Source organism: Siminovitchia thermophila (assembly GCF_016909185.1).
Classification (GTDB): Bacteria; Bacillota; Bacilli; order Bacillales; family Bacillaceae_C; genus Siminovitchia; species Siminovitchia thermophila.
The window spans coordinates 181381-203089 of record NZ_JAFBFH010000004.1; the positions used below are offsets into that span (position 1 = coordinate 181381).

At 42.9% G+C, this 21709-nt stretch carries 29 protein-coding genes; 17 read left to right on the forward strand and 12 right to left on the reverse strand.

Annotated features, from left to right (window positions below):
- Positions 1-2 precede the first annotated feature (2 nt).
- Both JOC94_RS04565 and JOC94_RS04570 read left to right on the forward strand, forming a co-directional pair.
- Positions 3-1517, forward strand: a complete 1515-nt coding sequence (locus JOC94_RS04565) for a sodium-dependent transporter (RefSeq protein ID WP_077111127.1) — start codon at positions 3-5, stop codon at positions 1515-1517.
- Complete coding sequence (locus tag JOC94_RS04570; protein WP_236016967.1) at positions 1514-1621, forward strand: MetS family NSS transporter small subunit; 108 nt, start codon at positions 1514-1516, stop codon at positions 1619-1621. The genes JOC94_RS04565 and JOC94_RS04570 overlap by 4 nt, the downstream gene beginning before the upstream one ends.
- Positions 1622-1688: 67 nt before the next feature.
- Here the strand turns inward: JOC94_RS04570 and JOC94_RS04575 are convergent, their stop codons facing one another.
- Together JOC94_RS04575 and JOC94_RS04580 are read right to left on the reverse strand one after the other, a co-directional pair.
- Positions 1689-2660 (reverse strand): M23 family metallopeptidase, encoded by a 972-nt coding sequence (locus tag JOC94_RS04575; protein WP_253191869.1) that lies wholly within the window; start codon positions 2658-2660, stop codon positions 1689-1691.
- Positions 2661-2718: 58 nt separating this feature from the next.
- On the reverse strand, positions 2719-3312 hold the full coding sequence (locus tag JOC94_RS04580; RefSeq protein ID WP_077111129.1) for a YhcN/YlaJ family sporulation lipoprotein: 594 nt from the start codon (positions 3310-3312) through the stop codon (positions 2719-2721).
- Between the two features lie 114 nt (positions 3313-3426).
- Between JOC94_RS04580 and JOC94_RS04585 the strand changes: the two genes are divergently transcribed.
- Positions 3427-3702: a YutD family protein gene (locus JOC94_RS04585; RefSeq protein WP_077111165.1), complete on the forward strand. Its 276-nt coding sequence runs from the start codon at positions 3427-3429 to the stop codon at positions 3700-3702.
- Between the two features lie 24 nt (positions 3703-3726).
- On the opposite strand, the gene JOC94_RS04590 is transcribed toward JOC94_RS04585, so the two are convergent.
- Positions 3727-4041, reverse strand: coding sequence for a cytosolic protein (locus JOC94_RS04590; RefSeq protein ID WP_077111130.1), 315 nt, complete (start codon positions 4039-4041; stop codon positions 3727-3729).
- Between the two features lie 110 nt (positions 4042-4151).
- On the opposite strand from JOC94_RS04590, the gene JOC94_RS04595 reads away from it, so the two are divergent.
- Together JOC94_RS04595 and JOC94_RS04600 are read left to right on the forward strand one after the other, a co-directional pair.
- Positions 4152-4589 (forward strand): DUF86 domain-containing protein, encoded by a 438-nt coding sequence (locus JOC94_RS04595; protein ID WP_077111131.1) that lies wholly within the window; start codon positions 4152-4154, stop codon positions 4587-4589.
- 13 nt (positions 4590-4602) lie between these two features.
- Positions 4603-5370, forward strand: a complete 768-nt coding sequence (locus JOC94_RS04600; RefSeq protein ID WP_077111132.1) for a TIGR01457 family HAD-type hydrolase — start codon at positions 4603-4605, stop codon at positions 5368-5370.
- Between the two features lie 518 nt (positions 5371-5888).
- On the opposite strand, the gene JOC94_RS04605 is transcribed toward JOC94_RS04600, so the two are convergent.
- Positions 5889-6389 carry a phosphatidylglycerophosphatase A family protein gene (locus JOC94_RS04605; RefSeq protein WP_083717412.1) on the reverse strand — a complete coding sequence of 167 codons (501 nt, stop codon included), beginning with the start codon at positions 6387-6389 and terminating at the stop codon, positions 5889-5891.
- 144 nt (positions 6390-6533) lie between these two features.
- Between JOC94_RS04605 and yutH the strand changes: the two genes are divergently transcribed.
- Entirely contained in the window at positions 6534-7523 is a 990-nt protein-coding gene (gene yutH, locus JOC94_RS04610) for a spore coat putative kinase YutH (protein ID WP_077111134.1), read from the forward strand.
- Positions 7524-7584: 61 nt separating this feature from the next.
- Here yutH and JOC94_RS04615 read toward each other — a convergent pair whose 3' ends face one another.
- Positions 7585-7821, reverse strand: a complete 237-nt coding sequence (locus JOC94_RS04615) for a NifU family protein (RefSeq protein ID WP_077111135.1) — start codon at positions 7819-7821, stop codon at positions 7585-7587.
- Positions 7822-7938: 117 nt separating this feature from the next.
- Here JOC94_RS04615 and JOC94_RS04620 point away from each other — a divergent pair, with 117 nt between their 5' ends.
- Positions 7939-8262, forward strand: coding sequence for a YuzD family protein (locus JOC94_RS04620; RefSeq protein ID WP_077111136.1), 324 nt, complete (start codon positions 7939-7941; stop codon positions 8260-8262).
- A 47-nt stretch (positions 8263-8309) separates the two neighbouring features.
- Here the strand turns inward: JOC94_RS04620 and JOC94_RS04625 are convergent, their stop codons facing one another.
- A complete protein-coding gene (locus JOC94_RS04625; RefSeq protein WP_077111137.1) occupies positions 8310-9377 on the reverse strand; it encodes an NAD(P)/FAD-dependent oxidoreductase in 1068 nt (355 codons plus the stop codon).
- Positions 9378-9565: 188 nt separating this feature from the next.
- On the opposite strand from JOC94_RS04625, the gene JOC94_RS04630 reads away from it, so the two are divergent.
- Together JOC94_RS04630 and JOC94_RS04635 are read left to right on the forward strand one after the other, a co-directional pair.
- The gene (locus JOC94_RS04630; protein ID WP_077111138.1) at positions 9566-9802 is read left to right on the forward strand and encodes a YuzB family protein; all 237 of its coding nucleotides are present in this window, start codon (positions 9566-9568) and stop codon (positions 9800-9802) included.
- Positions 9803-9993: 191 nt separating this feature from the next.
- Complete coding sequence (locus tag JOC94_RS04635) at positions 9994-10356, forward strand: HesB/IscA family protein (RefSeq protein ID WP_077111139.1); 363 nt, start codon at positions 9994-9996, stop codon at positions 10354-10356.
- A 74-nt stretch (positions 10357-10430) separates the two neighbouring features.
- Here the strand turns inward: JOC94_RS04635 and JOC94_RS04640 are convergent, their stop codons facing one another.
- Positions 10431-11402, reverse strand: a complete 972-nt coding sequence (locus JOC94_RS04640) for an NAD(P)/FAD-dependent oxidoreductase (protein ID WP_408021901.1) — start codon at positions 11400-11402, stop codon at positions 10431-10433.
- Between the two features lie 373 nt (positions 11403-11775).
- Between JOC94_RS04640 and JOC94_RS04645 the strand changes: the two genes are divergently transcribed.
- From JOC94_RS04645 to JOC94_RS04660, 4 genes are all read left to right on the forward strand, one after another.
- Positions 11776-12993, forward strand: a complete 1218-nt coding sequence (locus JOC94_RS04645) for an NAD(P)/FAD-dependent oxidoreductase (RefSeq protein WP_077111166.1) — start codon at positions 11776-11778, stop codon at positions 12991-12993.
- A 289-nt stretch (positions 12994-13282) separates the two neighbouring features.
- The gene (locus JOC94_RS04650) at positions 13283-13765 is read left to right on the forward strand and encodes an NUDIX domain-containing protein (RefSeq protein WP_077111141.1); all 483 of its coding nucleotides are present in this window, start codon (positions 13283-13285) and stop codon (positions 13763-13765) included.
- 110 nt (positions 13766-13875) lie between these two features.
- The gene (locus tag JOC94_RS04655) at positions 13876-14199 is read left to right on the forward strand and encodes a YuiB family protein (protein WP_077111142.1); all 324 of its coding nucleotides are present in this window, start codon (positions 13876-13878) and stop codon (positions 14197-14199) included.
- 747 nt (positions 14200-14946) lie between these two features.
- A complete protein-coding gene (locus JOC94_RS04660; RefSeq protein ID WP_171973865.1) occupies positions 14947-15582 on the forward strand; it encodes a 3D domain-containing protein in 636 nt (211 codons plus the stop codon).
- Positions 15583-15637: 55 nt separating this feature from the next.
- Here JOC94_RS04660 and JOC94_RS04665 read toward each other — a convergent pair whose 3' ends face one another.
- Positions 15638-16123 (reverse strand): divergent PAP2 family protein, encoded by a 486-nt coding sequence (locus JOC94_RS04665; protein ID WP_077111144.1) that lies wholly within the window; start codon positions 16121-16123, stop codon positions 15638-15640.
- 154 nt (positions 16124-16277) lie between these two features.
- Between JOC94_RS04665 and JOC94_RS04670 the strand changes: the two genes are divergently transcribed.
- From JOC94_RS04670 to JOC94_RS04685, 4 genes are all read left to right on the forward strand, one after another.
- Positions 16278-17795, forward strand: a complete 1518-nt coding sequence (locus tag JOC94_RS04670) for a leucyl aminopeptidase (protein ID WP_321189666.1) — start codon at positions 16278-16280, stop codon at positions 17793-17795.
- A 94-nt stretch (positions 17796-17889) separates the two neighbouring features.
- Positions 17890-18099 carry a hypothetical protein gene (locus JOC94_RS04675; protein ID WP_077111145.1) on the forward strand — a complete coding sequence of 70 codons (210 nt, stop codon included), beginning with the start codon at positions 17890-17892 and terminating at the stop codon, positions 18097-18099.
- A gap of 75 nt (positions 18100-18174) precedes the next feature.
- Positions 18175-18582: a hotdog fold thioesterase gene (locus tag JOC94_RS04680; protein WP_077111146.1), complete on the forward strand. Its 408-nt coding sequence runs from the start codon at positions 18175-18177 to the stop codon at positions 18580-18582.
- A 59-nt stretch (positions 18583-18641) separates the two neighbouring features.
- Complete coding sequence (locus JOC94_RS04685) at positions 18642-19013, forward strand: DUF2188 domain-containing protein (protein WP_321189667.1); 372 nt, start codon at positions 18642-18644, stop codon at positions 19011-19013.
- A gap of 46 nt (positions 19014-19059) precedes the next feature.
- Here the strand turns inward: JOC94_RS04685 and mnhG are convergent, their stop codons facing one another.
- From mnhG to JOC94_RS04705, 4 genes are all read right to left on the reverse strand, one after another.
- Positions 19060-19401 carry a monovalent cation/H(+) antiporter subunit G gene (mnhG, locus tag JOC94_RS04690; RefSeq protein ID WP_077111148.1) on the reverse strand — a complete coding sequence of 114 codons (342 nt, stop codon included), beginning with the start codon at positions 19399-19401 and terminating at the stop codon, positions 19060-19062.
- A complete protein-coding gene (locus JOC94_RS04695; protein ID WP_077111149.1) occupies positions 19385-19669 on the reverse strand; it encodes a Na(+)/H(+) antiporter subunit F1 in 285 nt (94 codons plus the stop codon). The genes mnhG and JOC94_RS04695 overlap by 17 nt, the downstream gene beginning before the upstream one ends.
- A complete protein-coding gene (locus JOC94_RS04700) occupies positions 19669-20145 on the reverse strand; it encodes a Na+/H+ antiporter subunit E (RefSeq protein WP_077111150.1) in 477 nt (158 codons plus the stop codon). The genes JOC94_RS04695 and JOC94_RS04700 overlap by 1 nt, the downstream gene beginning before the upstream one ends.
- An 81-nt stretch (positions 20146-20226) precedes the next feature.
- Entirely contained in the window at positions 20227-21708 is a 1482-nt protein-coding gene (locus tag JOC94_RS04705) for a Na+/H+ antiporter subunit D (RefSeq protein ID WP_077111151.1), read from the reverse strand.
- Position 21709 lies beyond the last annotated feature (1 nt).

The following is a 21709-nucleotide window of genomic DNA, read 5'->3' on the forward strand; positions in this document are numbered from 1 at the left end:
GTATGGAAAACCGAGCGCAATTCGGATCGAGGGCAGGTTTTATATTTGCCGCGGTCGGTTCGGCGATCGGGCTGGGAAACATTTGGCGCTTTCCGGGTGTTGCGTATGACAATGGGGGAGGGGCATTCTTTTTTCCCTATTTGTTTGCCTTGCTTACGGCAGGGATCCCACTTTTAATTTTAGAGTTTACGATTGGTCATAAGTACCGGGGATCTGCGCCGCTTTCTCTGGCAAGAATTAAGCGGGGAGGAGAATGGATCGGCTGGTGGCAAATCGCCATTGCCTTTGTCATCGCAACCTATTATTCCGTCATTATTGCATGGGCTATGTCGTACACTGTTTTTTCATTCAATCTTAAGTGGGGAGCGGATACGACGGACTTTTTAGTCGCTGATTACTTGAAAGTAGGAGATACTGCTTCCTTCGGCAGCTTTGTTCCAGGTGTTCTTATTCCATTAATTTTAGTTTGGTTAATCGTTCTTGGAATCATGTATGCCGGTGTTAAAAAAGGTATTGAGGTAGCAGCAAAAATTATGATTCCTTTGCTGGTCGTTTTGTTTGTCATTATTGTTATTCGAGCTCTTACTTTGGAGGGAGCAGTCGACGGGCTGAACACTTTCTTCAAACCTGATTGGGGCTCTATTATGAATGGAAAAGTTTGGGTTGCCGCATATGGGCAAATCTTCTTTAGCTTGTCTATCGGATTTGCTATTATGGTTACTTATTCCAGTTATTTGCCTAAAAAAGCTGATATTACAAATAGCGCCTTTATTACTGGGTTTGCGAATTCCGGTTTTGAATTGCTCGCCGGCTTTGGCGTTTTTGCGGCATTAGGATTTATGGCTGCCCAGCAAGGAGTTGGGGTGAACGAAGTTGTCCAGGGGGGAGTGTTGCTTGCGTTCTCCGTATTTCCGAGCATTATTAATGAAATGCCAGGATTTCAGCATGCTTTTGGCGTTTTGTTTTTCGTATCGTTGACGTTGGCGGGCCTGACCTCGCTTATCTCGATTGTAGAGACGTATATTGCGGGAGTCCAGGAAAAATTCAACGTCTCAAGAACGAAAGCGGTTACATTTGGCGGAGGCTTGACAGCTCTTGTTGCACTGGTGTTTTCCACGCAAAACGGGTTGAATTTGCTTGATGTTGCCGACTATTTCATCAATCAATTTGGAGTAGCCTTGGCAGGGCTGTTTGAAGTTGTGTTTATCGCCTGGTTTGCAAAAGAACTAAAGTCGTTGCAAGCACATGCTGACTCTGTTTCCGATATCAAACTTGGCGCCTGGTGGAGAATTTCATTGTCTGTCATCACGCCAATTGTTCTCGGTTACATGATGTTTGATAACCTGCGTCAAAACCTTATCGGCGATTATGGAGATTTTCCACGCGAATTCTTGTTCAAATATGGATGGACGGTCGCCCTTGGCGCCATGTTCTTCGGCGTACTTATGACATTAAAGCCATGGAAAGGCCACAGTCTGAATTACTCGGCTTCCAAAGTTGATAAGGAGGTTGTATGATGAGCGGCAGTGCTATTGCGATGATGTTTATTGGCGCTATTATTATTTGGGGTGGATTTGCTGCAAGCGTTGGAGTAGCCATATCCAAGTCGAAAAAACAATAAACCTGCATGATGGCCAAAAAGCTTCGGGCTCCCCGAAGCTTTTTGATATGGTTGACGAACGATATCCTCAAGTCTTTTCTGCCCGTTCCCAAGCTTTTAAATGGGGATAAGGGTCGAATGCCCATTCGTTGATCCCGTTATCTTTATACATACCAAAATGAAGATGGGGAGGAAATTTCCCTGATGTACCCGGAGGTCCATATCCTGAACTGCCAACGCTCCCTATGACTTGTCCAGCTTTCACAACATCGCCGATTTTTAGATCTTTTGCAAAACCGTTCAGGTGAGCGTAATAATGGTACGTGTTGTGCAAGTCTCTGATACCCACGCGCCACCCCCCATATTTATTCCAGCCTTTTAGTTCAACAACGCCATGTCGAACTGCGCGCACGGGTGTACCGTATGAAGCGAATATGTCCGTACCTTCATGCATTCTCCTGCCGCCCCATCCTCTGCGGTCTCCCCAAGTATTATGGTAGGTATAGTTGTATTCTTTTGGAATTGGAAAAGCTTTTTCATCTAAGTTTATTCGATTAAAGGTCCTGTATATTTTGGCATTGGCCATAATGGCGCTTACTGTTTTATCTCTTTTATAATAATTCCATAATGCTATTCGGACGCTTGTATCGTTAACACCGTATAGAGAGATGAGGGAGGCGGCTGTGTAAAGAAGGTCTTCATCATCTGTCCGGCTTGCTTTCCCATCCCCGTTACCGTCTCGTCCCTTCCCGGAAAAAAAGTCGATTGTCAGAGGATTATGATCTCCTTTGTCCGGATTTAGCGGTCCGCTCCAATGGGTGGCATCCATATAAAAGCCAGTCAACCCATCCGGTTTCGGCAGGTCTTTCCTTACATGCCGGATGCTGCGTTCGTATTGATCAATAGCAGCAATAAAATACCAAGGAACCCCGGAAACGACCTCCGTTTTTTTGTATAAATCCATCCTTTGTTTATACATCTCTTCAGGAGATATTTCCTTCGCGTCACCACTCCTAAATGGTATGAATATAAGGAGTATCAGTATCAGGAATTTCTTCACTTTCTCACCCCTTTCAAAAAGAGGGCCCATGATAAATAAAGATCACGGGCCGTCACAATTATTGATTCATCTTGGTGTCATTTCGCCCTTGAGGGGAATTTTCTTTCATCATTTTGACAGTGTCTTTGACTGCTTTATCCGTATTTGCCTGGTTGGGAGTCATGGAGGCAATGTTTTCCACATTTTGTCTAAGCGCTGGATCATCGGTTACATATATCCCAAACCATTTTGGCACAGCGGATTCAGCGGTTTTTTTAACTTGGTCGGCCACCTGGGCCCGCGAGCGTTCGTCCGAAGTATCTGCCTGATAAGCAATCAATACTTCTGCATCAGTAACAACAACGCTGCTATCGTTTACATCAGGCAGGCCAACAGTTAATTTGCTGATTTGATTGGCCAATTGCTCTCTTGTTATAACATCTCCAGCGTTAATGTTAGTTGATTCCCCTGGTACGGGATTTTTTACTTGACGGACAAAGCCGTAATTTTGATTATCATTCGATTCATTATATAAATCGTTTCTGTCTGTTTGATTCATTGTATTGCCGCTTTTTTTGTAAACTGAATCATTATCGGCAATTTGTTGGTCATTGCCACCGCAAGCGGATAAAAGAATTCCGCTTATGGCAAGTGCCGAAATCATTTTCTTCATAATTGGCACCTCCTTTTATATAGGTTGCTCTTGATGAAATAATTTTTACTAGTAAATGTTGGTGTGTGAGTTATAATTTATGTAAGAGAAAAATTAAAAATGGGTGAATTTATCATGATTGTCGTTCAAAATAAACAGTATGAATTAATCGAGGAGTTCAAGGACGGATTTAACGAGGAAGCTTTTAAGGCTCGTTTCAGTGAAATTTTGTCTAAGTATGATTACATCGTAGGCGATTGGGGGTACGGGCAGCTTCGGCTAAAAGGATTTTTTTCTGATGACAATCAAAAGGCTTCTTTTGATACAAAAATCAGTACACTGTTGGAATATTTGTACGAATACTGCAATTATGGCTGCGCTTATTTTGTTTTAAAAAGAGTGGACAAATAAAGGCCAAGCAATGCCTGGCCGGTTTCAGCTTTTTTGGTAAGGCGGTTCCGTATCTCTGTTCGGATCGTCGTGTGTCGGGTGCGCTCCTGGAAATTCACGTGGCCTGTTTTGGTGCATGGATTTAAATTCATAGTTGAAGGCGCTATATTTGCGCTGTCCTTCCTTCCACGGTGTGGACTTATTTTCCACTGGAGCATGCCTTCGCCTTGGCGTACCGTATGGCCCTTCCGGAAATTCTTCGGCCGTTAAAAAGTTCCTTCTTGTCTCAGCTGTTGAAACATCGGTATATTCGTTTTCTTCTTTATCAATATCGTTTTTTTTGTCACGGGTTTCATCCATATTCGTTACCACCTTTCATTTATAAGGTGCCCCGACCTTTGGGCTATATTCGTAACGGCTTTTTGGATATGGTAAAATGAAATGGATGATCATTAATGGAGGTCTTGTCCGTGTACTTTGTTGACCGTGAACATATTGAAGCGACTCTTCAATATTTGGAAAAACAGCTTGCATTATTTCAAATCGAAAAACAGTGGGATTCAGATATCAAAAAAGCAGCGCTGGAAAGGTTGTTGCAAACTGCCATCGAGTCGATTTTGGATACAGGAAATGCCATGATCGACGGGTTTATTATGAGGGACCCCGGTAGCTATGATGATATCATTGATATTCTTGTGGATGAAAAAGTTATTGAAAGCGCAAATGGCGACAGTTTAAAAAAAGTGATTTCGTATCGGAAAATGCTTGTACAGCAATATATTCACGTAGATCATGAGCAATTGATTGCTGTTTTTGTGGAGAATTTGAATGCACTCCAGCAGTTTGCCCCATCTGTGCGGGCATACTTAACGAATGAGCTGGGACCTGTATCTGCTTTTAAGAATTAAAAGAGGAGAGACAATGAAACAATACGCGGGATATTTGATCGATTTGGATGGAACGGCATATAAGGGAATAGAAGTGATTCCCGAAGCAATTGAATTTGTTAAGCGGATAGAAAAAAAGGGGCTGCGTCATTTATTTGTTACGAACAATTCTTCCAAAACTCCGACCCAAGTTGCTGGCCATTTAAACCAATTGGGTTTTCGGGCTGGACCGGATGACGTATTCACCGCTTCTTTGGCCGCGGCAAATTATCTATACGAAAAACACCCGAATGCCCGGGTATATGCCATCGGGGAAACAGGGCTGAAAGAAGCTTTGGCTGAAAAAGGTTTTGAACTGACAGACAGCCGTCCTGATGCAGTGATCATCGGGATCGACCGGGACATTAATTATGAAAAGCTGGCAAAAGCTTGTTTGGCAATTCGGGACGGAGCCGAGTTTTATTCGACAAACAGCGATGCGGCCATACCGACAGAAAAGGGACTCTTGCCTGGAAATGGGGCGCTTACCTCGGTTATCTCTTACTCGACACAGAAGGAGCCCGTCTTTATCGGAAAACCGCATCGGATTATTATGGAACAGGCCCATAAAATACTGGGTACTCCAAAAAAAGAAACCATTATGGTAGGAGATAATTACGATACAGATATATTGGCGGGCATGCGTTTCGGTATCGATACGCTGCTCGTCCATACAGGTGTGACAACGCCCGAGATGCTGGCACAAAGAAAAGAACAGCCAACATATGTTGTTTCTTCCCTCGAACAATGGGAAATCCGCTGAGATCGTGTTGGACAAATACAAAAGCATGTGGAAAAACAAGCCGTTTTCTCGCATGCTTTTATTTTCATTCGGATATGAAAACAATACAAACGGTCTCATGAACAATAACGGTTACAATAAGACGACGCCTGAAATAAGCAACTTTTTAAATCGCCGCAGGAAGTAGCTGATTTTTTCGCATCATGTCGTAAAAAGTTTCCCTGGTCTTTTATCTAGAGCGAAAAAACTTACGTCCGTACTGGTTATTATTGAAATCGAAAAACTTATTTCAATGCTGGCTAGATTGAAAAAAAGTTACATGGTTATGGTTGAGATCGCAAAGGCTACATTAATCTGGTTTTGATCGAAATCAAAAAAAGTAACGTTTATATTGGCAATATGGTTGAGATCGCAAAGGCTACGTTAATCTGGTTTTGATCGAAATCAAAAAAAGTTACGCTTATACTGGCAATATTTATCGAGATCGACAAGACGTTATGTTCAGAAAAGGTTACATCCATAACATGCCACGCATTTCATTACTCTTCGCCTTTGGCGCTATGTGCCAGCCTGCTTGAAGCGGCTGCTGCGATGGCACCGACGATGTCGTCCAGAAATGTATTGACCATATCGTTAGAATGGTCATTCAGTTTTTCCAATATCCCAGGTTTTTGTTTATCGATATAACCGTAATTTGTAAAGCCGATCGAACCGTAGACGTTAACGATTGAAAAGGCAAGTATTTCATCTACTCCATACAGGCTTTCGTCAGTACCAATAATCGTTTGGAGCGGCTCTTCCAGTTTCCCCTGCTCCGCTAGTTTATCCAATTGGATGCCAGTCAAGATCGCGTTTTGCACTTCTCTTTTGCGAAGAACGCGTTCAATATTGTATTTACATTCATCCAATGTTAATGCAGGATGATATTTTTTTTGTAAAAACATTACAAGCTCTGCCAAATCATCAATCGTTACACCACGTTCATTTAACCATCGGCGAGCGGTCACTTCTAATTCGGTCATTTTTCTATCTTCAGCCATTCTCCTCATCCTTTACATTGCAATTTTACATTTTATCGCCTGGATTCCACTGCTTTTACACTCCCTCTTTATTCTATCGGCAAATTTTTCCGGTTTTGCTCATATAAATGAACAAAAGGGAAAAGCAAAAGAGAGGGATATGCCGTGGAAATTTTAGAGAAGTATTTTGGGATTAATCCCGACAGGTCAATACATCTTAACGGAAAAGAACGATTTTTGGCCGGTGATGTATTATATACTATTGTACCAGTAACCCATATGGAACAAAAAGTTTTAATTGAGCGATATGAAATGTCTGAGCATTTGGCAACATTGCGTGATCGGAAGGTGTCTCGCTTTACAGCGGCAAAAGATCATAAATTTCTTGTTACTCATGAAGATCATGATTATGTCCTTCTTAGAAACGAATTTCGGCCACAGTCAAGGCGAATACAAAAAACTGGCCGGAAACTGGCTAGATTTCATGAACGCGGAAAAAGACTGCAAGCTGAAATTGAGGCGTTAAATCGAATCGGCCAGTGGAAATCGCTCTGGAGTATGAGGGTGGATCAAATGGAGCAAGCCTGGTCTGCTTTTATTCAGGAGCCTCCGCGGGAGGAGTTTGAACGTTTGTTTTTTGAATCATTTCCATATTTTATGGGGTTGGCGGAAAATGCCATTCAATACGTTACAGATACGGAATTGGATGAGAAGCCTTACCACTGGGATCAGGCAACCATTTGTCATGAGCGATTTTCTAGCGGTTTGTGGGAAGGGGCGCAGGAAATCCGGGATCCTTTTGAATGGGTTTATGATCACCCATCAAGAGATATCGCGGAATGGACCAGAAGCCAATACTTTAAAAGCAGGCGTGCTCTGCGGCCTGAACTGCAAACTTTTTTGTATGAATATGAATCAATTGCCCCTATCTCCCCATTTGGATGGAGGTTGGTATATGCAAGGCTTTTGTTCCCTCTCCATTATTTTGTAACGGTTGAAGAATATTATCAGTCGAATTCACAGTCAAGACAGAAGTGGCTTGAGGAAAATATGAAGAGGTATTTGCGGGACACATCCGACTATGAACGCTTTTTACGGTCTTTTTACCAACTTGCGGATGTAAAACTTCACTTACCAGCGGTAGAATGGCTCTAAAAATGATACAATAACGAACAAAGAAAAAAGCGATCCGGATGTTAACCGCATCGCCATTTAATTAAAATACTTGCTCTACTTCAACGACTCCCGGAACTTCTTCTATTAAAGCTCGCTCAATACCGGCTTTTAAAGTAATGGTGGAACTCGGACAAGTACCGCACGCACCAAGAAGGCGCAATTTTACGATTCCTTCTTCAACATCTACGAGTTCGCAGTCACCGCCATCGCGAAGCAGAAATGGACGTAATTTATCTAATACTTCTTGAACTTGATCAACCATTGTTTGATCGGACATTCCAATCTACTCCTTTCCTTATTCCCCATTATAAGCAGAAACGAAAAAAAAATCTATCGCCAAGTTTGTTGGCATTCTGCTAAAAAACGGTACAATAAGGAAAAGGGGGAGAGGTACGTGAAAAAAGAAGCCGAAATTTTTGTGTATGGTGCTGATCAAATTTGCGCAAGCTGTGTCAATTTGCCGTCGTCCAAAGAAACATACGAATGGCTGGAGGCGGCCATTTCCAGGAAATTTCCAGATCAACCGTTTACTATTCGCTATATTGATATTTTTAACCCTCCCGAGGAAGAGGAAGCGAAAGCTTTCTCGAAGCGGATCATTGAAGAAGATTTGTTTTATCCAGTTGTAACAGTTGGGAGCGAAATGATCGGAGAAGGAAATCCACGTTTGAAAGACGTATACAAAAAGTTAGAGGAATATGGTTATCAGGCTATGTAAAAAACCGGAGCGCACTTTTGGTTGCTCCGGCTTTCTAATACGGCATTTTACCCGTTATGATATTTGTACATCCAAAGAATTCCCGACTTGAGGATACGGGCGATACGCCCGGTAATGGCCCGGTCCGCCATGAGTCCGAAACCTTGTTTCTTTCCAAGGGAACCAAGCACACCTTTTAATTTGATGGTTGGAAGCGTTTCGGGAAGCTCCTGTCCGCTCCAACGCTTTAGGAGGACCTGCACAATTTGGTCGGCCTGTCCCTCGGCGAGCTGGGCGCTTGGAGCATAAGGAAGACTGGCGCAGTCACCGACAACATAAACATGTTCATTGTCTGGAATATTATGGTATTTAGTTAAAACGACTCTGCCCTGCGCATCCTTTTCAACATCCATTTCCTGAACAATGCGGTTTGGCTGAATCCCCGCTGTCCAAACAACAACATCTGAGTGGACAGGCTCATCGTGATTATACAACGTCTTTTCTTCCACTTTCGTAATGTTGGCCTGGTTAATGACTTCCACGCCGTTTGTTTGAAACCAGTTTTGTACATACCGGCTCACCCTTTCGGGAAAAGCTGAAAGGATGATTTTACCGCGGTCAAATAGTTTAATGACTAAATCAGAGCGGCTTTCCCTCAATTCGCTTGCAAGCTCAACACCGCTTAAACCTCCGCCTACAATACTTACAACGGAATTGGCTGGCAAGTTATTCAACGTTTGATAAGTTTCCCGGGCATTTTCAATGTTTTGGATGCTGTGTGTAAATTCTTTGGCCCCCGGAATGTTATGGTATTTATCTTCGCAGCCAAGGCCGATAATGAGATCATCGTAAGGAACAGGATCTTCTTGGTCCAAATGCACTAGTTGATTCTCTAAGTCGATATTTGTTACTTCCCCATATTTTACTTCCAGGCGCGGATGTTCCGGGAAGGGTACGCGTACTTCTTGATCGGAGATGGTTCCGGCCGCTAAGGCATAATACTCGGTTTTTAGACAATGGTAAGGAACCCTGTCAATCAAAGTAATGGATACGTCTTCTGGTAGTTGGTTCGGTAATAAGCGGTGCAGCACACGCATATTCCCATATCCTCCGCCAAGCAGGACTAATTTTTTCATATTATATCTCCTTTTGCCATCTATATTAAAACAAACATTAGAAATAGTTAACAATATGTTCAAATATATCCCACGTAAAAGTATATCTGAATCTACATTTATATACAACCGGAGTCATCATTATCTTTCGGCGTTGACGAATCAGTGTGAAAGGAGTAGCATTATGACTGGTGATGAGGTGATATGGAATGAATCCAATTGTGGAATTTTGTATCAGTAATTTAGGAATGGGCGGATACGAAGCCCTGCAAAAGTTGGAGGAAGATCCGGATCTCGATATTATTGAATACGGCTGTCTGGATCATTGTGATCTTTGCGCCGAATCGTTGTATGCCCTCGTTAACGGTGAGGTTGTTACAGGTAAAACTCCGGACGATTTAGTCAAAAATATATACCAATATATAGAGGATAATCCGATGTTTTAATGATCATAAAATGCCCTAAATCTAAGCTGGGAGGAAAATGCATTCCAGCATTAAAACCTTGCCGGATATGCTTCGCGATGCAAGCCCAATTTGAAGGTTGCAATGTTGTAGAGGCCGGATAGGTTGAGAACGAAGCCCGCGGGGTATATAATAAAAGAAAGGTTTTATTTCGCAATAGGGGGTGCTGATTCATGAGTGCCATCGTTACTTTAACCGAGGCGGCTGCCTTGCGAATTAAAGAAATGATGAAACAAAATGGCGAAGAAGGTGCTTATTTCCGCTTTTCGATTAATGGGGGCGGTTGCAGTGGACTATCATACGGCATGAGTCTCGACCATGAAAAAACGGATGAGGATAAGCATTTCGAACAGCACGGCATTGAAGTCGTGATCGACAAGGACAGTGCGCCACTTGTCACCGGGACAACGATTGATTTCAAACAATCTTTAATGGGCGGCGGATTTACGATCGACAACCCCAATGCGTTGGTTTCTTGTGGCTGTGGTACGTCCTTCCGGACTGCCAAAGTGACCGGAACGCCGGAAGAATGTTAATGATAAAAGACCTGGACTTATGGAGGGCCTAAAGGGGCCCGCTAAAGTTCAGGTCTTTTCGTTTGGTTTGATCTCTATTTATCAAAAAGGGATGTGCTGTGCATTGGTTGCACACGCGCTTTCGGATCAATGTATGCTTTTGCATTGCTGACAGCAGTAGGAGCTTCGCCAAATCCTGTTGCAATGAGTTTGACTTTGCCTTCATATGTCGTCACATCGCCGGCTGCATAAATGCCTGGAATATTGGTTTCCATCTTGGAGTTGACAACAATCGAATTTTTTTCAATGTCGATTCCCCATTCTTTAATAGGGCCAAGCGAAGAAACAAAGCCATAGTTGCAAATGAGTTCATCAAGTTCAATTTCTTTCACTGCTTCGCCCCGAACTTCCTGGATAATAATTTTTCTGACAGCTTCTTCATCACAAATCATATCTGCCGCAGCAAAAGGGGTTATAACTTCAACAGTAGAAGCTTTCAGTTGTTCTACGCTGCTTTCGTGGGCCCGAAACTTATCCCGGCGGTGAATCAAAGTAACTTTTTCCGCAATAGGCTCCAACATAAGCGCCCAGTCTACGGCCGAGTCTCCTCCACCTAAAATGACTACCCGTTTGCCTTCAAACTTTTTCATGTCATCCACGAAGTAATGAAGGTTTTTACCTTCGTAATGTTCAGCTTCTTGAAGTTCGAGGCGACGCGGTTGGAAAGCTCCGATTCCTGCTGTAATAATAATCGCCTTTGTATAGTGGATTTCTTTATCGGTTGTTAACTTAAAAGTTCCGTCTTCCAACTTTTCAACGTTTTGGACTGACTGCCCTAAACAGATCGTTTGATCGAACAATTGTAATTGCTCTTTCAAGTTATTGACAAGGTCAATAGCTTTCACTTTTGGAAAACCCGCGACATCATATATATATTTTTCGGGATACAGAGCCGCAAGCTGCCCGCCTAATTGAGGAAGGCTTTCAATGATCTTTACGGTCGAATTTCTCATCCCTGCGTAAAAGGCGGTAAATAGTCCAGCGGGGCCTGCCCCGATGATCGTCATGTCATATATTTGTTGATCTTCTTTCAAAGAAAATCCCTCCAGTTTAAACACCTTATAATTTTGTCATCATAACACTTTCCTATTGTGACATATATCATTCACTTTTGCATATGAAATGCCCAAAAAAAGAATGAAAAACGACGATTTTCACGCTTTTGTTTCAAAACTTTCGAAACATTTACATTTCCTATAAACTGCTTGAAAAAAGTATGCAAAAGCCATATGATGAACATATATTAAGTTTTTGTGACATTTATCTCTTTTTTTTTGTCCTGGTACGTGAAGTGCATCACAATATTTTATATTTTATTATTTATTCCCGAGCATTTCAAACGTACTGATTGAATATTATGTAAAGGTGGAAGTGATGAAAGTGAGAAAGCCAAAGATTGTAGTACTCGGCGCAGGTTATGGAGGCCTCATGACGGTCACGCGTCTTCAAAAGCAAATAGGAAGCAATGATGCCGAAATTGTTCTAGTAAATAAAAATGATTACCATTATGAAACGACATGGCTGCATGAAGCTTCTGCCGGAACATTGCACCATGATCGTGTTCGATATGCCATCACCGATGTAATTGATAAAAGCAGGGTTCAATTTATTCAAGATACGGCGGAAAAAGTTGACTTGGAAGCGAAAAAGGTCCTTCTCAAAAATGGCGAAGTGACATACGATTATTTGGTTGTCGCCCTTGGAGGGGCACCTGAAACATTTGGCATCCCCGGGCTTGATAAATATGCATTCTCCATTACAAATGTAAACTCCGCCCGCCAAATACGCGAACATATCGAGTATCAATTTGCCACATATAAAGTGGAGCAAGGCGAAAAGCCGGAGCGGCTTACCATAGTTGTCGGCGGTGCCGGGTTTACAGGAATTGAGTTTTTGGGAGAGTTAGGTAACCGGATTCCGGAACTGTGCAAGGAATATGATATTGATCAAACTTTAGTCAAAGTCATTTGTGTAGAGGCGGCCCCTACGGCGTTGCCTGGTTTTGATCCAGAATTGGTCGAATATGCGACAGCCCAACTGGAAAGAAAAAATATTGAATTCCGCATTGGAACAGCGATTAAAGAAGCAACTCCTGAAGGAATTATCGTAGCAAAAGGTGAAGATGAAACAGAAGAAATTAAAGCGGGAACAGTGGTTTGGGCTGCTGGAGTCCGCGGCAATCCAATCATTGAAGCATCCGGATTTGAAAACATGCGCGGCCGTGTTAAAGTCGATCCGGATCTACGTGCGCCAGGACAACCAGATGTTTTTGTCATTGGCGACTGTTCTCTTGTGATCAACGAAGAGATCAACCGGCCGTATCCGCCAACTGCACAAATCGCCATGCAGCAAGGTGAACTAGTTGCTGCAAATCTTGCAAGAATTGTGCAAGGAAAATCGGATCTTGAGACATTCACATTCGAAAATAAGGGGACAGTTTGTTCCTTGGGCGATGATGACGCGATCGGTGTCGTCTTTGGAAAGAAAATGACTGGAACAAAAGCCGCCTTCATGAAAAAGATGATTGACAATCGTGCTTTATACATGATCGGTGGAGTCTCGCTCACGATGAAAAAAGGTAAATTTAATCTTTTATAATAGGTCATTGGCGAAAAGGCAGAATCAATTTGATTCTGTCTTTTTCAAAGGAAAGAATGCGCCTAAAGAAAGCCTTGTTTTTTTATGCTTCAGTCTTTTCTCGTTTACTTTTTGTGACTGGATGCACAACGACTCTTGTGCATGTTAGAATGTTTGAACGATCATGTCAAAACGAATTACGCAGTTATTATTAGTGGAACAGGGCAATAATCGTTTGCACCAGCTAAATGGTCATTTTACTCCAGTGGTGTAAATGTTTTTTCTATTTTGCAAATAATAAGGAGAGAAAATGAATCAAAAGAGAGGGAATGTGTGGCTTGCTGCTTGTGGTTTAGTCGTTGACAAGAAAGGCCGTTGGCTTGTCGTCAAAAAGAAGTATGGCGGAGCAAAAGGTCAATGGACACTTCCCGCAGGATTTGTCGAAGCGGGGGAAACGGTTGATGAAGCTGTAAAGCGGGAAGTGCTTGAAGAAACGGGAATCGTCTGCCATATAAACGGTCTGCTGGGGATGAGGACAGGCGTGATCGACGAAATGATCAGCGACAATATGATTTTGTTTTTATGTACGCCAGAAAATACGACACTTCATATCGAAGAACATGAAATTGACTCGGCCAGCTGGATGGCACCTGAAGATTTAGCTTATGATGAGAACGCTTCGCTCATTTTAAAAGAAATAATGACAACTGGAATTTTACCCCTTCAAAAAGAGAGGACAGGTTTTCATCCGGGCCCGCAATTTGGATATACCGCATATAAGTTATTTTTATAAAAGCGACAGCAAACTGGTAAAAATGTCATGAATTCTCCTCTATTCTTGCATTGACGCTCTATTCACCATTCTGTAAACTTGTTAGTAGCGAACTTTAGGAGGATACATCCATGCCAATGACCGTTCCTGTCCTGCTTATTTCCATGTTATTATTTTTTGTCCTATTCTATGGAATTGGTTTTTTGTTGAATATGTTGTTGCGAATGACATGGATTATGGCAGTCATTTATCCAATTATCGCGATATTGATTGTAGATAAAGTAAGGTTTACAGAATATTTCACAGCCCCTTCTGCTTCTTTTTCCAGTCTGGGAGAAGTCATATCCCATTTGGCGCCCGCGGACATGCTTATTTTGGGCAGTGGCCTTGTGGGAGCCATAGCAGCAGGGCTTACCATGCGTTATTTAAGAAAAAAAGGATACAGAATGTTTTAAGGAGATGTCGCGGTTGTCGAGAACACCCTTTCGTGATTTCTTCAACATGGCAATATAAACGTACGGAAAAAAGCATCCCTTAGGACTCCTTCGAATGCTCTGAATAGGCCAAGGGTGTTAGGCTATATGGTGGCCTGTAAAGGAAAAGAACAGCTTCGGATTCGTTTCGCAGCTGTTTTTATTTTTTAGTCGATAATTTAGCATCCCCATTCACATTCCGACTTCGCAATCGCAAGTCCTATCCACCTTTTGAAAACCTCTCCATGTGTCGCAATGCTCCATATGTTATAGAAATCCTCTCCATGTGTGTCGCAATGCTCCATATGTTATGGAAATCCTCTCGGACATGTATTGTCCTCCTCACCCGCTATCGAAATCCTTGTCTTGTGTCGCCCTCCTCATCACATGATCTCTCACACGAGTCGTAATCCTCTTCACATGATCGAAAACCTCTCCACACAAGTCGTAATCCTCTTCACATGATCGAAAACCTCTCCACACAAGTCGTAATCCTCTTAACATGATCGAAAACCACTCCACACGAGTCGTAATCTTCTTCACTTGATCGCAATACTGGCCCCTTATGCCGCAATCTTCTTCACATAATCGAAATCCTCGCCCCCACAGTTAATCTTTAGGCGTATCGTAGGAGGGATTTCGATTTTCGCGACTTACTCAGCTTAAGCTAAAATGAATACTTCTTCTCAAGCGGGGCAACAATAGCCTTGAGAGGAGTGAATGCATGTCATGAAGGTTCTTTATGGCAGAAGGTTTGCCATGACGGTTTTATTTCTTGGGGCGTTGGCGGTAACTTATGAAACATTGTCCGGCATTCAGGCGTATACACTTGTTCAAGATATGATGGCCAATGCAAGTGTTGATCAAAAAAAATCCGATAAAACAAATGCTCAAGCAGAGGCGGAAAGCCCCATACCTTCTTTGGAAGAGTCGTTCGATTGGTCCAAATACCCTGTAAAAAAGGTCGTTGCCACCGGTTACACTGCCGGGGAAGAATCGACAGGAAAAAAGCCGGGACATCCTTCCTACGGGATTACATATTCGGGTGTCAAAGTAAAAAGAGATCTTTATTCAACCGTCGCCGCTGACCCCGATATATTTCCTATGGGAACGATTTTATTTATTCCGGGTTACGGGTATGGTGTTGTGACTGACACGGGATCTGCCATTAAAGGCAATAAAATAGATCTCTATTTTGAAACAGTACAAGATGTTTATAAAGAGTGGGGAAAGCGTACCGTGGATGTTCATGTGATCCAGTTGGGATCTGGAAAAGTCACGGAAGAGGAACTCACGGCATTAAATGAAGATGAAACGATGCAAGTATTCCGGCAAAACTATTTAAAAAATGCGAATGAAAATTAGGTTGTTTCACATATATGGGCGCCCTGAAAAGCGGGCCGCCCTTTTTGTTATTTCGTTAAGTTACTTTTGAAAAAATATACCATAGGAACAAAGTTAATCCAACACCTGTAAGCCCTCCAAAAAAAACTTCCACAGGTTTGTGTCCAAGCAATTCTTTCAATTCTTCTCGCTTTTTCTGCTGCGGCTTTTCCGGCCATTCCTTCGCTTCTTCGATAAAACGCTGAAAATCGGATACGAGCTGGTTCAGCACGACAGCATGCTCCCCTGCTTGCCAGCGCACGCCTGTCGCATCAAACATGACAATAATGGCAAATACCACGGAGATGGCAAATAAAGGCGAATCCAGACCCGTTTCCAAGGCAACACCTGTTGAGAGGGCAGTAACAGCGGCTGAGTGGGAGCTGGGCATCCCACCTGTTGAAGTCAACAGTGACCAGTCTACTTTTTTGGTGATAAAAAACTGAAGGGGCACTTTAATAAACTGAGCGAAAAAAATCGAAGTAAGGGCAGACCAAAGTGGAAAATTGAAAAAAAGCTCCATCGATGACATCCTTTCTTTCCAACAACGTCTTCTTATTTTTTATCATACCATATCCAAGAAGCAATCAATCATTTCCTTTTAAGAAAAACAACCTGCCAGCTCGATGCATCCTGCTGTTTCGTCTATAATGATGAAAAGAAGGGAGTTGAAAGTAGTGGATGTCATTCATGCACAAAACAGCAATCCTTTTGAAACGGAGCAAGAATGTATGATCATCGGATTGCTTGATAAGCCGGAAAAATTTTCGGGCCCCCTAGAAGGACTGGATCAAATGTTTCAGGGAGAATTAACCAACCTCGTCAAAAGGGGCGACCTTTCGGCTAAGCTTAAAAAGGTGCGTACTGTATATAGCCTGGGATTATCGCCCATCAAGCGATTCGTTTTTGTCGGGTTGGGAAAAGAAAAGGATCTGACAGCCGATTTCCTAAGAGAGGCAGTCGGCAAAGCCTGTAAAACGATAAAAGAAATGCGGGTCCCATCCTTTGCAATTGCGCTTGACTCTTTTGTCCACGGGGATCTAAGCAGTACGGCCGTTGCTCAAATCATCGGCGAAGCTTTTACGATGGCAACATACGAATTTCCGGGCTACAAACAAAAGTCAAATGAACCCGAAGTAACCATAAAGAAAATGAATGTATTTACAAGTGAACAGCAACACGAAATTGAAACCTCTCTGAAAAATGGCATGATTTATGGAAAAGCGACCAACGCTGCACGGACGCTCGTAAATATGCCGAGTAATTTGCTGAACCCTGCTTATCTGGCGGAATACGCAAAAAATTTGGCAGGACGGTTTGGGTTTGAGTTGGAAATATTGGAAAAGGCGGACATGGAAAAGCTGGGAATGGGGGCTATGCTTGCTGTTAACCAAGGATCTGAGGAACCTCCTTATATGATCGTTTTAAAATACAGAGGCCAAGAGCAATGGAATGATGTTCTGGGACTAGTCGGAAAAGGGATCACGTTTGATACAGGAGGCTATTCGTTAAAACCAAAGTCGAGCATTGTTGAAATGAAGACGGATATGGCAGGCGGAGCGGCGGTCTTGGGTGCGATGGAAATTATCGGAGAACTGCGGCCAAACCGGAATGTAGTGGCAGTCATTCCCGCAACTGATAATGTAGTGAGCGGCAAAGCATTTAAACCGGATGATGTTATTACCAGCTTAAACGGCAAGACTATTGAAATATTAAATACAGATGCAGAAGGGCGACTCGTCCTCGCCGATGCGATTACGTATGCTAAAATGCATGGAGCTGAATATGTCGTGGATGCGGCTACTTTAACAGGTGGGGTCGTCGTAGCCTTAGGCCTTGATAAAACGGGAGCCATGACCAATCATGATGCTTTTTATGAAAAAGTGTTTCAGGCTTCAGAAAAAACAGGTGAATTTATATGGAGGCTTCCTCTTACAGAGCAAGATAAAGAGAGAGTGCGTTCAAGCGAAATAGCCGATTTAAACAATTCGCCGGGCCGGGAAGGCCACGCCATTATGGGTGGAGCATTTCTCGCTGAGTTTGCAGAAGACACACCATGGGTGCACTTGGATATTGCCGGAACAGCGACTTCGAAAAAAAGCTCCGAGCTTGGTCCATCCGGCGCCACAGGTGTCATGGTTAGAACCCTGGCAACTCTCGTCTGTGATGAAGACTTGAATGGGCTCGGCCAATGATTATTCATGGAACGAATGCCCATCCCAACCAGCCCTTTGTCGCATAGACAATAGTGAAAGGCTTTTATGCTTTCGACAAAGGAGGTAAACCTGGATGTATTATCGAAGTTTCGCACCACCAGTTGCCGACAGCAGGTTTTTATGGGGGTTTCCATTGCTAGGTGGTTTCCTTGGCGGATTAATTGGCGGCGGTATAGGAGGAGGGATAGGGAGCTATCTAGCTGCCCGTCCAAGACCTTTTTATCCCTACCCTTACCCTTATGGCTATGGAGCTCCCTACGGCTATGGAGCACCGTATTGGTAGATGTAATAAAGAGCCCGTCGGCCTTACGCGGATGGGCTTTCTTTTTTGAAGTTGGAAGAGGAGGAGAATACATAGATGGATAAGGAAAAAGTACAAGAACTGGCTAAAAATACGCTGCATGATTCATTGGGAATCGAGATTACATCGCTGGAAGAAGGAAGAGTAACAGCAACCATGCCTGTTGACGGGAGAACGAAACAACCATTTGGTTATTTGCACGGGGGTGCTTCCGTTGCATTGGCTGAAACCGTTGCCAGCATTGGGGCTGTATTGATGATTGACTTGGATAAAGAAATATGTTTTGGCCTTGAAATTAATGCCAATCACATACGCTCTATGCGGGACGGTATCGTCACTGCAGTAGCGGAAGTTGTTCATCGTGGAAAGAGTACGATGGTTTGGGATATTAGGATCAGGGATGAACAAGAATCCCTTGTTTGCATATCGAGGTGCACCATTGCCATTGTGCCAAAGCAGTCGTAGCCCTCGTGTTTGAATGCTGATTATTCCGGGAATCGTAACACCATAAGCGAAACAAAGGAGTGAGTGCATTGCCTTGGTCGCAAAATGATTACCCGGATTCCATGAAAAACCTGCCTGACCATGTTAGGAACAAAGCAATTGAGATAGCGAACGCTTTATTGGAAGAAAGATATAGTGAAGGGCGGGCCATTGCCATTGGAATTGCCCAAGCCCGCAAGTATTTCGAAGAGGATGTTGATCGTCCCGAGTACCATATAGAACCGAATGGAACAGACTGGGTATTGAAAAAGAAGGACGGAACAAAGGCGATTATGCGCGAAAATACAAAAGAAGATTTGCTAGAAAAGGCGAAAAGCTATGTCAATGAACACAAAGGAATGTTGGTCATTCATAAATCGGATGGAGCGATTTCCGAGACATTATATGATTGAAAAAAGAACGGGCAATTCCTTTTGGGAAAAGATTGCCCGTTCTTCTTTAATCCTTCGCTTCTTTCAGATCATCCTGCGAAGTTTGATCACACATTTTTACCCCTGTACGGTAAGCCGCTCTGCTGATCAAATGCCCCGCTACTGGAGCGGTAATGAATATAAAGGCGATTCCTAGCATAATCCGGGAATGAATAATGCCATCTTGAAAGAAAAAGTACATCAGCACCCCGAGCAAAGTGAACAAAACCCCGAGTGTTGTTGATTTTGAGGCGGCATGATTTCTCGTATAGACATCAGGCAGCCTGATAACTCCAAACGCTGCGGCCAGGCTTAAGAACATGCCGATGAGGATAAAAAAAGCGATAACTGTATCAGCGATTGCGTTCATACTCGATAATTTCTCCTTTCTCCAAAAATTTGGAAAAAGCTGTAGTGCCAATAAACGAGAGAATCCCGATCAGCAATATCGTGTCGAGAAACGCATTTGTCGACAATACGATCGAAACGAGAGCGCTGATCGCCACCAAGTTTATGCCCATGGCATCGAGAGCAACAACCCGATCTGGGATGGACGGCCCTTTTATTACCCTAATGAGGAGAAGAAAAGAGGAAACCGCAAACCCGATGATTGCGACTTTAACGACTATATCCAACATTATCGGCCCACCTCCATGATTGCCTTCTCAAAGGATTGCCTTATACTTTCGACCGCTTCATCGACGTCCCCTATATCCATCGCATGGATGTATAATGTTTTGTTATCTTCAGATACATCCACTACAAGTGTTCCGGGCGTAAGCGTGATTAAATTTGCAAGCAGTGTTATCTCCCAATCTTCCTTCAGCTTTGTTTCAAGAGCAAAAATGCCGGGCTGAATGTTTAATTTTGGTTGAAAAATCACCTTTAACACAGCAAGGTTTGAGAGCATAAGTTCTTTAAAAAAGATGAGAAGCAATTTTAATATGGCATACAGCCGGTGTATATAAAATCTGGTTGAAAAAAAGCGCCGCATGAAAAAAACAACCAGCAGTCCAAGTAAATATCCAACGATAAAAGTCGTGGCGTTCATCGATCCCTCAAAAAACATCCATAAAAAAGCCAAAAAGATGTTCAGTATGATTTGAAATGCCATTGTTATTTGCCCCTCCTTTCAAAAACCTTCCGTCTTAACGAATTTTTTGGACTTTATATGGCAAAAGGCTTTCGTGTTTGCTTATTTTTGCAGAACAGCTTCAATATACATTTCCGGATTTTCAATCACTTCCACTGCCTGCGAAACATACATATGGACGTATTCCGAAAAGACTCCATAAGCGACCGCCGTTCCGACTAAGATGATCACAGGGAACAGATAGGTTCCCATTCGAATACTTTCTTTTTTCTTGCTCCCTTCAGGGTCGCCCCAAAATCCGTTTATAAATACTCTCATTAAAGAATACAACACGAAGAGGCTGGAAATGAGTATGATGAGCCCGCCAACAAGGTCCCCGTTTGAGAACGCACCGTTTACGATCAATATTTTTCCGATAAAACCGCTTAAAGGCGGGATTCCGGCGAGCGCCAATACCGAGATAAAAAACAGCCATCCCAGCAAAGGATAATGTTTGATGAGTCCGCTGAACTTATCGTAGCTGTTAGCACCGGTGATCGAAATAATCAATCCGACTAAAAGGAACAGTACCGCTTTAATCACCATGTCATGGATTAAATAGAAGACTGACCCGGTCAAGGCGTCGGTATTCATCGCTCCGATTCCATAAGTGATAACTCCAATGGCAATAATAATATTGTAAATGACGATCTTTTTCATGTCTTTATAAGCTACGGCGGCGATAGACCCCAAAACGATCGTAAGCAAAGACAATATCATCAGCAGTTCATGAGTAAACCCGGTGTCATGGTAAAAGAACAACGTATATGTTCTCAAGATGGAATAGACGCCGACCTTTGTGAGCAATGCCCCGAATAAAGCCATAATCGCGGCGGGCGGTGCATAATAAGAGCCCGGAAGCCAAAAGAATAATGGGAAAATGGCTCCTTTGAGGCCAAAAACAATCAAAAATAGCACGGCCAGCACGGTTAAAATAGCAGGCTGATTAACCTCGGCGATTCTCTCGGAAATGTGGGCCATGTTCAGTGTGCCCACAACAGAATATAGATAGGCGACGGAGATGACAAACAAGGCTGATGATGTAATATTGACCAAGATATATTTGATGGTTTCCCTCAATTGAATCTTTGTCCCGCCGATTACGAGCAGGACATAGGAAGACATAAGCATCACTTCAAAAAAGACGAACATGTTGAATATGTCTCCTGTTGTAAAAGCGCCGTTTACCCCAACGATCAAGAATTGCACAACAGGGTAGTAATAATTTCTTTCCCGTCCTTCACCGATGGAACGAAACGAATAAATGATACAACAAAGGGCGATCAGGGAAGTGGCCGTAACAAGTAAGGCCGACAGCATGTCCGATACAAGTGTAATGCCGAAAGGAGCCGGCCAGCTTCCCACGTCCAATGTTTGAATTCCGTCATTCTTCACTTTTTCAACCAAAATGATAGAAGTCACAAGTGTTGCAGTGACGGAAATAACAGAAATCCATCGCTGCACCAGAATATATTTTTTAAAAAAGATCAGAAATACTGCTGTCAGCAAGGGAATGATAATGGGTAAAATTAACAAGTTGCTCATA